We start from the raw sequence: 12,030 nt of genomic DNA, 5'->3' as shown, positions 1-12,030 counted from the left end.
TTATGGCAGGGAAAGCATATGGGGGGCGCAATCGCCCCCGCTATTCTATCCGCACCATTTGGGGGCTCGCGAAGTCCCCGGAGCTCTCCCTTGACGATGAAGACCTGTACGGCATCATCGGGCGGGAGACGGGCAAGGACAGCATGAGGAAGCTGACGCAGGGCGAAGTCGACAAGGTGTGCCGGGTACTCTCCAACATGAAGGACGATGTCAACCGGGCTGAGCGCGGCAAGCGGACGGACGAGGGCGGCAATCCTCAGACCGAGAAGCTCCGCCGCAAGATTTACGCCCTCACCGGGGAGCTCGGATGGAACAACAACAATGACCGAATCAACGGCTTTGTCAAAAAGATGTTCAAGGTCGACCGCATCGAATGGCTGACAGTTCCGCAGAGCCACAAGCTCATTGAGGCCCTCAAGAAGATGGTCGACAGGAAGGAGGAAGGCGATGCCGGGGAAAACAAAGAAACCTAAGAAAATGACCGCACGCGAGAAGGCGGCCCGGGCTGAGGCTAAAAAGAGACTTCAGGAAAAGGGCGTCATCCCTCCCGACAAGCCAAAGCTCAACCGCAAGAAGTTTGCAAAGGAAATCCTCACAGAGTGGGAGGCCGCCGAAGAAAAAGCAGACCTCGCATTCTACCTTTACCAGGCCGTCTTCAACATGGTCGGCAAGGACATGCGAGAGGTCACGCCGGAGCAGGTCGGAGTCCTCAAGGCCCTCAAGATTGCGCTTGAGACAAGGAAGTTCACGGAGGCCCTCAAAGCGGAGGGTCGCGCACAATACACCATCGGAGAGTATGTCGATAAGGTATTTGCTCCAATTATGAGATTATAAGGAGGAATCGGTATGAAAAAAGTAACCATCGACCCCGGCCACGCTCCGGGGAATGTGAATAAAGGCCCTACCGGGTATTATGAATATGCCGGGATGTGGAAGCTCTCAAACTTCCTCAGAAACGCCCTCATCAGGTGCGGGATTGATGCCAGTCTGACAAGGTCGGAAAACGAAGACCCGAGTCTTGATGAGCGCGGCAAGCGTGCCAAAGGGAGCGACGTCTTCATCAGCGAACACTCCAACGCCGCCAATGGTCAAGCCCGTGGAGTAGAGTGCTTCTATTCAGTCCGCATCGCCCAAGACAAGGCTTGGGCCGGAAAACTTTCGGCAGCGGTCTCAAAGGTCATGGGGAATAATGACCGGGGAGCCAAGACAAGAGAATCGGAGACAACCAAAGGATATGATTATTACGGAGTTATCCGTTCCGCCGTGGCTGCTGGCGTGCCGCACGTATTCCTGATTGAAAACGGGTTCCACGACAACGCAGTGGACGAGGCGTTCCTGAAGGTGGACGCTAACCTTGAAAGCATGGCTGAGGCTCAAGTAAAGGTCATTTGCGAGCTCCTCGGCGTGACGTACATTGAAAAGGGCGCAGTTCCCGCAGAGCAGCTCTACAGGGTGCGGAAAACTTGGGAGGATGCAAAGTCTCAGGTTGGAGCGTACAGAATCCTTGAGAATGCAAAGGTGGAATGCGACAAGAATCCGGGGTACAGCGTGTTTGATGAGAAGGGCCAAAAGGTTTATCCTCTTTCCTCCTCTGTACCGCAGCCGCCGAAGGAAGAGCCAAAGGAACAGGGGACGCTCATCATGGGCAAGACGGAGGCGACGGCGGCGCAGATGGCAGCCTACGCGCTGAAGGTAAATCCAAAACCTCTCCTTCCCTCCTGCACTATTGAGGAGCTGGCGAAGATATTCGTCGAGGAGGCAGAAGTTGAAGGTGTGAGGGCGGATGTTGCTTGGGCTCAGTCCCTCAAGGAGACAGGGTGCTTCAAATATGGCGGCATCGTCCTTCCTGAGCAAAACAATTACGCAGGTATCGGAGCCTTAAACGGAAACAGCCAAGGACAGGCCGCAAGCTTTGAGAGCCCGAGACTCGGAGCCAGGGCACAAATACAACACCTGAAGGCGTATGCCAGCACAGAAGCGTTAAAACAGGCGTGCGTCGACCCTCGCTTCGGTTTAGTCAAGAGAGGCTCCGCAATATATATTGAGTGGCTGGGAGCCGGAGACAATCCCAACGGGGCCGGATGGGCGTATCCGGGCAACGGCTACGGAGCCGACATCATCAAGATACTCAATGCCATATTGAAGGAGCCCGTTGTCCTCCCTCCTCCCCAAGAAACGCCGCAGGAGGAGTCAAGCGTTCCCCGGTGGCAGCGCGACGGCTTTGACAAGCTGGTCGCGGCGGGCGTCATCAGTAGCCCGGAATACTGGTCGGCCAAGCTCGGGGACACAATCACAATCGGGGAGGTCTTCGGGATACTCGGCAAAATGTGTAAATAAGATTCAGGAGGTCGCGGTATGGACGCATTAGCAAAAGAGCTCACGCTCGAACAGATTCCCGAGGGCCTTTACAGGGAAATAGCGGAAGCAATCGGCGTCGAGAATCTCGTCAAGCTCACACAGCTCGTCGGCGGTTCAACGATATACCTGCCGAAGACTGAAAGTGTCGTCCGCCCGGTCAGAGACGCGAGGATTAGAGAGGAGTTCAACGGGTACAATCACATGGAGCTCGCCAAGAAGTACGATGTAACCGAGCGATGGGTACGACAGTTATGCGGCGACGGCCACGCCGAAGGTCAGCTTTCCCTCTTTGATTTGCCCGGCCCGGGGGATGAAAAGGCCGTGTAATAAGAATCAATTCTCAGAAGTGCTACACATATAAACTTCACAAGGCATAAGGTAACATTAACCATAGGAGCTTCGCTCCTATGGTTATTTTATTCCCAAAATTGCAAAGGAGGAGTCAAGATGGAAACCATTCAGACAATGGCAAGCGATGTCGTCGTCACCCTCGTCCTCGCCCTCATCGGTCTTCTTGCGGCGTATGCTACATACGGCATCCGAAAGCTGACCGAAAAGGTGAAGGCGCAAACCGCGCAGCTCAAAGACGAGGAAGCGCGCCGCCTGCTCAACAACGCCCTTCAGGATGTCGAAGAGCTGACGACCGTCACCGTGGCCGCCATTGAGCAGACCACGGCAAAGAGTCTCAGGGAAGCCGTCAAAGACGGCAAGGTCGACCGTTCCGAGCTTGTCGCCCTGTCAAAACAGGCGGCGGAAGAAATCTCGGCGGCATTAAAGCCGGAGGCTCAAAAAATCATCGAGGAAAACCTCGGCAGCTTCAAGGACTATCTCTCCAAGCTCATTGAGGAGAAGGTGCTCGAACTGAAGGCGATGACGCAATAAAGGAGTGAGGGCATGGAAGCAAGTCAAATTTTCATGTTCGCGCTTCAGACCATCACGACGCTTGTCATCGCGCTCATTGGTTGGGCGGTCAAGACCGCAATCGGTGACATGAAGGACGCAATCAAGAAAAACTCGGATGACATTGAGAAGGTCAAGACCGAGCTTTCCGAGCTGAAGAGTGACCTCCCTCTTGTCTATGTCTTAAGGGAGGACTTCATCCGAACGCTCAACAACGTCGACAAGCAGATGGGCGACATGAACGCAAAGCTTGATAAGATACTGCACTACAAAGTAACAAAGGAGGGGTGACAACATGGATGAGATGAATGAGCTTGAGGTTAGCCGCAATAAGGCGATTCGCGGCTATATCATCAGGAGCCTCGTCAAGGGTCATCAAAACACGCTGCTCCTCCGGCAGATAACGAACGCACTCGTCGCGGACGGAATGATTGTCTCCCCGGACATCAGCAAGCATCTCGATTATCTGAAGGAGGGCGAATACATCGCTTTTGTCGACAGGTCGGTTAATGCGTACAACGCATACCGCAAGGATGCGGTCATCAAACTCACGAAAAAAGGAGTTGACCTCGTCGAAGGGACAATCGACGACCCGGGAGTTGATGTGTAATGGCCGAGAGAAGACGGACAAGGGTCAGCTCAAAAATCACACAGCTCCCGGACGACATCAAGGAGCAGCTCGACGCGCAGCTCCTCGACACGTCCAACACCTACGAAGAGATTGCAGCATGGCTCAAGTCGGAGGGTTACAACGTCAGCAAAAGCGCGGTCGGGCGGTATGCTATCCGTGCGAATCAGGCGGCGCAGCGTGTCGCCGAGACCCTTGAACGGACAAAAGCAATCGCCGCAGCCGTCGAGAAAAATCCCGACCTCGACTTCACAAAGGCGTCGAGGATGGTCTTGATGGACGGCTTGATGCAGAGGGTGTCAACGGCGGAGGATGACTTCGCGGAGATGCCGCTTGACAAGGCCGGGCGGCTCATCGCCTCCCTTTCCCGTGTGGGAGTTTATGAGCAGAAGGTCAAACGGGATTATAAAACTAAGATGGAGCTTGCTTTCGAGGCCCTTGAGGACGACCTGACAAAGGCAATCAAGTCAGACCCGCAGCTCACCCGAGAGCTGCACGCAGTCCTCCAAAAGGCCCGTGAGAAGATACTGACAGATGATTAACCTCAAGGAATACATCGAAAAACTTGAAGAGCCGGAAGACCGCGAGGAGGTCGCCAATAGGCAATATCAGCGGGAGCTTTTCGAGACATACGCGACACGGGAAGGCAAACACCAAAAGGAACGGGCGCAGCTCTTCAAGGAGTACCAAGACGGAGCCGAGCTCACAGGTGAGAAGGGACTGAGGAAACGCCTCGGGGCCTTCGACCTTGAATATTTTGGCCGGGCATACCTCCCCCACTATTTTGTCAGGGAGTCCCCGAAGTTTCACGGGGAGCTTGACGACATTTGGGAGGATGGCGTGATGAAGGGCAAGAACGCAATCCGGGACGCGAAAGAAATCTCCCGGGCGGAAGGATGCCGGAGAGCGATTGAGGCTCCCCGTGGTCACGCCAAGTCGACGACGTTCACCTTCAAGGACACCGTCCACGCTTCGGCCTACGGTTACAAGCATTACATCATCATCCTCTCGGACAGCTCCGAACAGGCCGAGGGGTTCCTCACCGACATCAAGACGGAGTATGAGGAAAACGCAGCTCTCCGGGAAGACTTCGGGGATATGCAGGGCAAGGTTTGGAAGGCCGGAGTCATCCTGCTTTCAAACGGCGTGAAGATTGAGGCTATCGGCAGCGGCAAGAAAATCCGTGGACGGCGTCACAAGCAATGGCGTCCTGACCTTATCCTTTGCGACGACCTCGAAAACGACGAGAACGTCAACACCCCGGAGCAACGGAAAAAGCTCCGCAATTGGTTTTATAAGGCCGTGTCGAAGGCGGGCGACACCTACACCGACATTGTATATATCGGGACGCTCCTCCACTTCGACGCGCTGCTCGCCAATGTTGCGAAGAATCCGCAGTACAAGACGGTCAAGTATAGGGGCGTCATCAGTTTTGCAAAGAATGAAAAGCTCTGGTCGGCATGGGAGGCAATTTATACCGACCTAAACAATGACGACAGGCAGGAAGACGCGAAGGCGTTCTTTGAGGCGAATCGCGAGGAGATGCTCGAAGGGACGGAGGTTTTGTGGGAAGCCAAGCTCTCTTATTACGACCTCATGGTTATCCGGGTATCTGAAGGCGAGAGCAGCTTCAACAGTGAAATCCAGAACGACCCTATCGACCCCGAAAGCTGTGCATTCAACGAGGAATGGTTCAGTTATTACAAAGACGACGAGGTCGACTTCTCGGATGGCCGCTTCCTCTTTGTGGGGGCGAATGACCCATCCCTCGGCAAGAACAAGAAGAGCGACACGTCGGCAATCATCGGCCTCGCGAAGGACACCCGCACGGGCTATATGTATGTGGTCGTCGCCTCTATTGAGAAGCGCAAGCCGGATGTCATCATCGAAGACGCAATCGAGACCTCAAAGCGGCTCCGGCGTGACTACAAAAAGCCCTTTGCCAAGTTCCGGGTCGAGACGGTGCAGTTTCAGCACTTTTTCAAGGACGTCATGGCGCAGCGCAGCGCGGAGGCCGGAGAGTACCTCCCGATTGAGGAGGTCAACAGCATCCAAAACAAGGACTTGAGAATTCAGTCCTTGCAGCCGTTCGTCAAGAACGGGTACATCAAATTCAACGAGAAGCACAAGACCCTCCTTCAGCAGATGAAGGAATACCCGATGGGCAAGAACGACGACGGGCCGGACGCTCTTGAGATGGCCGTGAGGGCCGCCCTTGAGCTGAAGGTCGGGACAAAGGTCGATTACAAGTCCGTCATCAGCCGGGCTCTCAAATTCAGAAACGGCTCGTATTAAGGAGGTGAGACGGATTGAGCAAAAAGAAACAAAGGCAGCAGCAGACGAAAGCTCCGGCCCTGAGAAGGCCCGACCTCACGGAAATCGCGGTCGCACAGGTACAGGACAAATATTCGGACTACCCGAGCAACGGCCTCACGCCCGTCAAGCTGGCAACCATCTTCAAGGAAGCGGACGCCGGGGATGTCCTCCGGCAGATGGAGCTCTTCGAGGAGATGGAGGAAAAAGACCCGCATCTCTTCTCGCAGCTTCAGACCCGCAAGAACGCCGTCACGGGCCTCGACTTTGAAGTTATCCCCTTTGATGCGGATGACGAGCGGGACAAGGAAATCGCCGAGTTCGTGGCGCAGGAAATCGAGAGCCTCGAAAACTTCGAGGACATGGCGATGGACTTGCTTGACGCAATCGGCAAAGGCATCGCGGTCTCTGAAATCATATGGGACTATGACGATGGCCGAGTCGTTGTCAAGGAAATCAAGAACAGACATCAGAAGCGTTTCTTTTGGGATGCGGAGGACAACTTCAAAGTCGTCACCAAGGAATACCCGAGCGGCATCATTGTCCCTGAGAACAAGTTTATAATCCACCGCTACAAGGCCCGCAGCGGACACCCGTCAAGGGCGGGCGTTCTGAGGGTCGTCGCGTGGATGTACCTCTTCAAAAACTACGACCTGAAGGATTGGGTCAGCTTTTGCGAGGTCTTCGGGATGCCCCTTCGCCTCGGCAAGTACGCCCAGGGCGCAAGCGAGGAAGACAAGGCCGCTCTCATGCGAGCCCTCGTTCAGATCGGCTCCGATGCGGCGGGCATCATCCCGGACGGGACGGAAATCGAGTTCAAGGAGTCCAGCAAGACATCAAGCCTCGACATATACGAACGGCTCGCCCGGTACTGTGACGAGCAGATGTCAAAAGCTATCCTTGGACAGACGCTCACCAGCGACTCCGGGGGCGGCAGCTACGCACAAAGCAAGACGCACAACGAAGTCCGTCACGACCTCACGGTCGCAGACTGCAAGGCTCTTGCCGCGACGCTCCGCCGTGACCTTATCCGACCCCTCGTCCTCTTCAATTTTGGCGAGGACAGGCGCATTCCGTACATCCGTTACGATTGCGAGGAGGCCGGAGACCTCAAGGAAACGGTCGACATCTATGAGAAACTGATTTGCAGTATTGGGCTCAAAGTCCCGACCTCTCACCTATATAAGAAGTTCTCCATCCCGAAGCCGGAAAACGGTGAGGAAGTGGCAGCTCCGAGCAAAGGCTCCGCCCTACCCATCCCGATGAAGGAGCAAACGGCGGAGGTCGTCACCAATGAAGCAACGGCAGCCGGAGCCGAAAAGGTCGAACTCAAGGGACAGGCAGCCGGAGAGCCGGGAACGCAGCAGCGCATCGACGGCCTCACGGCAGCGGCAATCAAACAGAGCTCGGGCCTGTTCAAGAAGCTTTTCGCTCCCGTTCTCAAGATGCTTGACAACACCGAAGACCTCGACGCTGTCAAGAAACTCTTTGAAAACGAGGAGCTCGTCGAGCGGCTTGCCGGGGAAATGGATGTCAAAGACATTGAGGAGCTCCTTCAAAAGGCGATGCTATATGCAGACCTTGAGGGGCGGGTGATACGGGATGAATGAAGTTGAGAGCGTTATCTCCCGGAACAAGGAGATAACCTTCGAGGAGGCGGTCGAATACTTCAGGGGTAAAATCCCTGTCACAGCGAAGCAGTTCTCGGAAATCGCGGCGGAGTATCAGTCCCTCGCCTTCACCGTCTCGGGCTATACAAAGGTTCAAGTTCTCAAGAAGTTTCACGACGAGCTCCTCCGGGCGATTGAGGAAGGAGAAACGATGCGGAGCTTCCGGGACAGAATGAACGGGTTCCTTGAGGCTCAAGGGTACGAAGGAATTACGAACTTCCAAGCGGACAATATCTTCAGGACGAACATTCAAACGGCGTATCAAGTCGGGCACTACAGGCAAATGACCGACCCGGATGTCCTGAAGCTCCGGCCTTATTGGATATATGACGCAGTGAACGACACGAGCACCCGTCCCTCACACCTTGCGATGGACGGAAGGGTCTTCCCGGCAGATTCCCCGGTATGGGACACATGGTATCCGCCGAACGGCTTCCGATGCCGCTGCACCGTGCGCTCGCTCTCCAAAAGACAGGTCGAGCAGCGGGGGCTCAAGGTGGAGACAGAGAATCCGAAGGCGGCAGAGCTCCGGGACGGACGCTTCGTGAACATCCTGCCCGACCCGAGCTTCTCGACGAATCCCGCGAAGGTGCAGTTTACACCCGACCTCAAGGGATACCCGGAAACCTTGAAGAAGGCATTTGAGAGGAGCGTGAAAGCCAAAGACAAACAATAAGCGTTAAAAGGCCCAATTTAGTAGTTTATCCATCGAGTAAGGCAAAATATACCTAAAAGAATTCTAACGGGCGTTATAACGCGTGCTAACGGGGTTAGAAGCGATTCTAAAAAGCAAGGTGATAGCGAGGTGAGCAAATGGCAAAATTATTCGCCTGTAGAGGCGGTCAGTCAGAAGTAAACGGAGCACCCGAGAAGGTGAAGCTCCTCCCCCTCGGACACGTCAAGAGTCAAAAGGGCGACTTCGACGTCGATGAGGAAAGCTTCCGTTTGATGAAGCAGACTTTTCTCGAACGGGGTAACGACATCGTGATTGACTATGAGCATCAGACGCTCAAAGATGTACAGGCTCCGGCGGGCGGATGGATTAAAGACCTATCCATTGAGGACGGAGCGATTGTGGCTAAAGTGGAATGGACTCCGCAGGGAAAGAAGTATCTCGAAAACCGGGAATACCGCTATCTCTCGCCCGTTGTCCTCGTCCGCAAGTCGGACGGCAAGGCAATAGTCCTACACTCGGCAGCATTGACGAACACACCCGCCATTGACGGGATGTTTCCGATAATCAATTCCATCAAACTTGATGATTATGAAGGAGGTAACGACATGGACATCATTAAAAAGCTCGCGGCTCTGCTCGGACTCGGTGAGGACGCAACCGAAGAGCAGGTCACGGAAGCCCTCAAGGCAGCCGTCGCGGATGCCAAGAAGTTCAAGGAGGGCACAGAGAACAAGAATCCTGAAGGCGGTTCGGAGGATGAAGGCAAGGTCGTCTCAAACAAGGTGATTTGCGAGATGCTCGGGCTGAAGGCCGGAGCCAAGACCGAAGACGTGGCCGCCGCAATCGTGGCGCTCACAAACAAGAAGCCGGAGGGCTCTGTTTCTGAGAAGGAGTTCAAAGAGCTCAAGGACAAAATCGCCCGCAGGGATGCAGACGACGCCGTCCTCATGGCCCTGAAGGCCGGGAAACTGACTCCGGCTCAAAAGGATTGGGCGACGCAGTACGCACTCAAAGACCCGGAGGGATTCAAGTCCTTCGTTGAGAAGGCCCCCCAGGGCGTCCCGATGGGCGAGCTTGACATCGAGACCAAGGCGAACAAAGAGGAAACCTTCGACGAGGCGACGCTGCTCATTTGCAAGCAGCTTGGCGTCAGCGAGGACGACCTCAAGAAGTACGGAAAGGATGTGAGATAACATGGCACTCACAGCAGGAAGGAACACGCCGGAGCTTGCAGAAGGCGGGAGAATTGTCGTCCTCCCGGTGGCGGCAGGTGCGGTCATTTATGACGGCGGGCTTGTCGTGCTCGATGCGAGCGGCAACGCAAAGGCCGCTGTCAAGGCCGAGGGCCTTACGGCAGCGGGCCGCGCCGAGGAATACGTCGACAACACGGGAGGCGCAGCCGGAGACAAGACCGTCAAGGTCAGAAGAGGCGTCTTCGTTTGGGACAATACCACGGTAGCAGCCAACAAAATAAAAGCCGAACACGTCCTCAAGGACTGCTATATCGTCGACGACTGCACCGTGACCGCATTGGCGACAGGCAGCTCCCGGGCAGGAAAAGTCATCGCAGTAACAGACGACGGCGTCGCCGTCGAAACCCTATAACAGGGAGAAAAGGAGGATTAAAGCACTATGATAGTTAATCAGCAAGCACTCCGGGGCATTTTTACCGGGTTCAAGACCATCTTTGCCAAAGCCTTTGACGAAACAAAGCCCCTCTATGACAGGGTGGCGACGGTCGTCCCTTCCGTTACAGGGGAAGAGAATTACAAATGGCTCGGCACTATCCCCATGATGCGGGAATGGATTGGAGACCGTCAGATTAAAAGTTTGACGGCATCCGATTACACCATCAAGAACAAGGACTTCGAGGTAACGGTCGGCGTTCCCCGCAACGACATCGAGGACGACCGTGTCGGGCTCTACACTCCGGCGATTCAGTCCCTCGGTCAGAGCGCGGCCCTGCATCCCGACGAGCTTGTCTTCGTACTGCTCCCGGGCGGATTCACAAACAAATGCTATGATGGGCTGCCGTTTTTCTCGGACGCCCACAAGGTCGGCAAAAAGACCTTCAGCAACAAGGGAACGGCCAAACTTTCGCCGGAATCCTATGCAGCGGCGAGGGCGGCAATCATGTCGGTAACGGACGAACACGGCAAGCCTCTCAAGATTGTCCCCGACCTTCTCGTCGTTGGCCCGGCCTTAGAGACCGAAGCGAGGAAGATTCTTCTCGCCGACCAGATTGACGGCACAACCAACATCCTGAAGGGAACGGCGGAGCCGCTGGTTGTTCCCGACCTGGCCGGAAATGATTCGATGTGGTTCCTGCTTTGCACCAAGAAGCCCATCAAGCCTCTCATTTACCAAGAGAGACAGAAGCCGAAGTTTGTGAGCCTGACCAACGAGACCGACGAGAACGTCTTCATGAGAAAAGAATTCCTCTACGGAGCCGACTCTCGCGGAAATTCCGGGTATGCCTTCTGGCAAATGGCCTACGGCAGCGACGGTACAGCACAGTAAAGGAGTGAGTCGGCGTGGCATATTGTGAGACCGCAGAAGTCCGCTCCATGATTAAGGATGATGCCCTCAACACCATCATCGGCAGCGACTACATAGAAGACGAGGCCGAGCGTGAGGCGAAAATCATCCCCATCATTGAAGGGGCAATCGCGGACGCAGGGGCGGAGATTGACGGATACCTCGCTAAGAGATACCCTCTCCCTCTCTCCCCTGTCCCACAGGTTATCAATAAGTTCGCAAAGGACATCGCCGTCTATAACCTGTATTCCCGCATCGGTATCGACGAGAGTGACAGAGAAAAGAACTACTTAAACCGCTACAAGGCGGCGATTCGGTTCTTTGAACTGCTGGCGGAGGGTAAGGTCGAAATCGGAGCCGTCGACACCACCACCGCAGCGCGAACAGGCTTCTCGGTCGCATCAAGTCCGCGCCTCTTCTCCCGCGACAAGCTGAAGGGGATGTAAATGTACAGCATCAGACTTGACGGCGACACAAGAAGCTTGATGAAAAGGCTCCGGCAGCTCGCGGACATCGACAAGAAAGGCATTAACGCCTCCATTGCCGAGGCTATCCGCGAGTCGACCGTCGAACGGTTCCGAACGGAAAAAGGCCCGGACGGGAAGAAATGGAAGCAATCCATCAGGGCGGCGCAGGAAGGCGGCGTCACGCTCGTCAAAAGCGCAGGGCTTAAGAATTCCATCAAGACTACGTCCGACGCCTCCGGGTTCGCGGTCGGCACGAACAAAATATATGCATCGACGCATCAGCTTGGGGCCAAGAACAGGAGAATCACCATCCGGGCCAAGACCTCGAAGGGCCTTGTCTTTCAAGTGGATGGCCGCTGGATACGGAAGAAGCAAGTCACCGTCAGAATCAACATCCCGGCCCGTCCCTTCCTCGGCCTCAGCGATGACGACATGCAGGAAATCAAGGGCACTCTTGAGGATTACTTCAGGGAGGATTAG

General features: G+C 55.1%; 16 protein-coding genes. All 16 read left to right on the top strand.

Annotated features, from left to right (window positions below; translation table 11 throughout):
* Positions 1 to 2 precede the first annotated feature (2 nt).
* The 16 genes from SGLY_RS14930 (at position 3) to SGLY_RS14855 (ending at position 12,030) form a co-directional block, all read left to right on the top strand.
* Positions 3 to 473, top strand: a complete 471-nt coding sequence (locus tag SGLY_RS14930) for a regulatory protein GemA (protein ID WP_013623763.1) — start codon at positions 3 to 5, stop codon at positions 471 to 473.
* A complete protein-coding gene (locus tag SGLY_RS14925; RefSeq protein WP_013623764.1) occupies positions 448 to 834 on the top strand; it encodes a hypothetical protein in 387 nt (128 codons plus the stop codon). Before SGLY_RS14930 ends, SGLY_RS14925 begins: the two co-directional genes overlap by 26 nt.
* A gap of 12 nt (positions 835 to 846) precedes the next feature.
* On the top strand, positions 847 to 2,337 hold the full coding sequence (locus SGLY_RS17260) for an N-acetylmuramoyl-L-alanine amidase (protein WP_013623765.1): 1,491 nt from the start codon (positions 847 to 849) through the stop codon (positions 2,335 to 2,337).
* An 18-nt stretch (positions 2,338 to 2,355) separates the two neighbouring features.
* Positions 2,356 to 2,685, top strand: a complete 330-nt coding sequence (locus tag SGLY_RS14915; RefSeq protein WP_013623766.1) for a Mor transcription activator family protein — start codon at positions 2,356 to 2,358, stop codon at positions 2,683 to 2,685.
* 120 nt (positions 2,686 to 2,805) lie between these two features.
* Positions 2,806 to 3,240, top strand: a complete 435-nt coding sequence (locus tag SGLY_RS14910) for a hypothetical protein (RefSeq protein ID WP_013623767.1) — start codon at positions 2,806 to 2,808, stop codon at positions 3,238 to 3,240.
* 12 nt (positions 3,241 to 3,252) lie between these two features.
* Positions 3,253 to 3,549, top strand: a complete 297-nt coding sequence (locus SGLY_RS14905; RefSeq protein WP_013623768.1) for a hypothetical protein — start codon at positions 3,253 to 3,255, stop codon at positions 3,547 to 3,549.
* Between the two features lie 4 nt (positions 3,550 to 3,553).
* A complete protein-coding gene (locus SGLY_RS14900) occupies positions 3,554 to 3,868 on the top strand; it encodes a hypothetical protein (RefSeq protein ID WP_013623769.1) in 315 nt (104 codons plus the stop codon).
* Positions 3,868 to 4,428: a DUF3486 family protein gene (locus tag SGLY_RS14895; protein ID WP_013623770.1), complete on the top strand. Its 561-nt coding sequence runs from the start codon at positions 3,868 to 3,870 to the stop codon at positions 4,426 to 4,428. The genes SGLY_RS14900 and SGLY_RS14895 overlap by 1 nt, the downstream gene beginning before the upstream one ends.
* A complete protein-coding gene (terL, locus tag SGLY_RS14890) occupies positions 4,421 to 6,181 on the top strand; it encodes a phage terminase large subunit (protein ID WP_013623771.1) in 1,761 nt (586 codons plus the stop codon). Before SGLY_RS14895 ends, terL begins: the two co-directional genes overlap by 8 nt.
* A 14-nt stretch (positions 6,182 to 6,195) precedes the next feature.
* Positions 6,196 to 7,809 (top strand): DUF935 domain-containing protein, encoded by a 1,614-nt coding sequence (locus SGLY_RS14885; protein WP_013623772.1) that lies wholly within the window; start codon positions 6,196 to 6,198, stop codon positions 7,807 to 7,809.
* A complete protein-coding gene (locus tag SGLY_RS14880) occupies positions 7,802 to 8,545 on the top strand; it encodes a phage head morphogenesis protein (protein WP_013623773.1) in 744 nt (247 codons plus the stop codon). Before SGLY_RS14885 ends, SGLY_RS14880 begins: the two co-directional genes overlap by 8 nt.
* 137 nt (positions 8,546 to 8,682) lie before the next feature.
* The gene (locus tag SGLY_RS14875; RefSeq protein ID WP_013623774.1) at positions 8,683 to 9,738 is read left to right on the top strand and encodes a phage protease; all 1,056 of its coding nucleotides are present in this window, start codon (positions 8,683 to 8,685) and stop codon (positions 9,736 to 9,738) included.
* Position 9,739: 1 nt separating this feature from the next.
* A complete protein-coding gene (locus SGLY_RS14870) occupies positions 9,740 to 10,150 on the top strand; it encodes a hypothetical protein (protein WP_013623775.1) in 411 nt (136 codons plus the stop codon).
* 27 nt (positions 10,151 to 10,177) lie between these two features.
* Complete coding sequence (locus SGLY_RS14865; RefSeq protein WP_013623776.1) at positions 10,178 to 11,065, top strand: Mu-like prophage major head subunit gpT family protein; 888 nt, start codon at positions 10,178 to 10,180, stop codon at positions 11,063 to 11,065.
* 14 nt (positions 11,066 to 11,079) lie between these two features.
* The gene (locus SGLY_RS14860; RefSeq protein ID WP_013623777.1) at positions 11,080 to 11,529 is read left to right on the top strand and encodes a gp436 family protein; all 450 of its coding nucleotides are present in this window, start codon (positions 11,080 to 11,082) and stop codon (positions 11,527 to 11,529) included.
* Positions 11,530 to 12,030, top strand: coding sequence for a phage virion morphogenesis protein (locus SGLY_RS14855; RefSeq protein ID WP_013623778.1), 501 nt, complete (start codon positions 11,530 to 11,532; stop codon positions 12,028 to 12,030).

This window comes from Syntrophobotulus glycolicus DSM 8271, from assembly GCF_000190635.1.
GTDB classification, from domain to species: Bacteria; Bacillota; Desulfitobacteriia; order Desulfitobacteriales; family Syntrophobotulaceae; genus Syntrophobotulus; species Syntrophobotulus glycolicus.
The sequence above is the reverse complement of the archived record's forward strand: the minus strand, read 5'-3'. Positions and strand labels throughout refer to the sequence as shown.

Coding starts and splice junctions, on each gene's coding strand:
- SGLY_RS14930 (WP_013623763.1), top strand. CDS start 3: ATGGCAGGGAAAGCATATGGGGGGCGCAATCGCCCCCGCTATTCTATC.
- SGLY_RS14925 (WP_013623764.1), top strand. CDS start 448: ATGCCGGGGAAAACAAAGAAACCTAAGAAAATGACCGCACGCGAGAAG.
- SGLY_RS17260 (WP_013623765.1), top strand. CDS start 847: ATGAAAAAAGTAACCATCGACCCCGGCCACGCTCCGGGGAATGTGAAT.
- SGLY_RS14915 (WP_013623766.1), top strand. CDS start 2,356: ATGGACGCATTAGCAAAAGAGCTCACGCTCGAACAGATTCCCGAGGGC.
- SGLY_RS14910 (WP_013623767.1), top strand. CDS start 2,806: ATGGAAACCATTCAGACAATGGCAAGCGATGTCGTCGTCACCCTCGTC.
- SGLY_RS14905 (WP_013623768.1), top strand. CDS start 3,253: ATGGAAGCAAGTCAAATTTTCATGTTCGCGCTTCAGACCATCACGACG.
- SGLY_RS14900 (WP_013623769.1), top strand. CDS start 3,554: ATGGATGAGATGAATGAGCTTGAGGTTAGCCGCAATAAGGCGATTCGC.
- SGLY_RS14895 (WP_013623770.1), top strand. CDS start 3,868: ATGGCCGAGAGAAGACGGACAAGGGTCAGCTCAAAAATCACACAGCTC.
- terL (WP_013623771.1), top strand. CDS start 4,421: ATGATTAACCTCAAGGAATACATCGAAAAACTTGAAGAGCCGGAAGAC.
- SGLY_RS14880 (WP_013623773.1), top strand. CDS start 7,802: ATGAATGAAGTTGAGAGCGTTATCTCCCGGAACAAGGAGATAACCTTC.
- SGLY_RS14875 (WP_013623774.1), top strand. CDS start 8,683: ATGGCAAAATTATTCGCCTGTAGAGGCGGTCAGTCAGAAGTAAACGGA.
- SGLY_RS14870 (WP_013623775.1), top strand. CDS start 9,740: ATGGCACTCACAGCAGGAAGGAACACGCCGGAGCTTGCAGAAGGCGGG.
- SGLY_RS14865 (WP_013623776.1), top strand. CDS start 10,178: ATGATAGTTAATCAGCAAGCACTCCGGGGCATTTTTACCGGGTTCAAG.
- SGLY_RS14855 (WP_013623778.1), top strand. CDS start 11,530: ATGTACAGCATCAGACTTGACGGCGACACAAGAAGCTTGATGAAAAGG.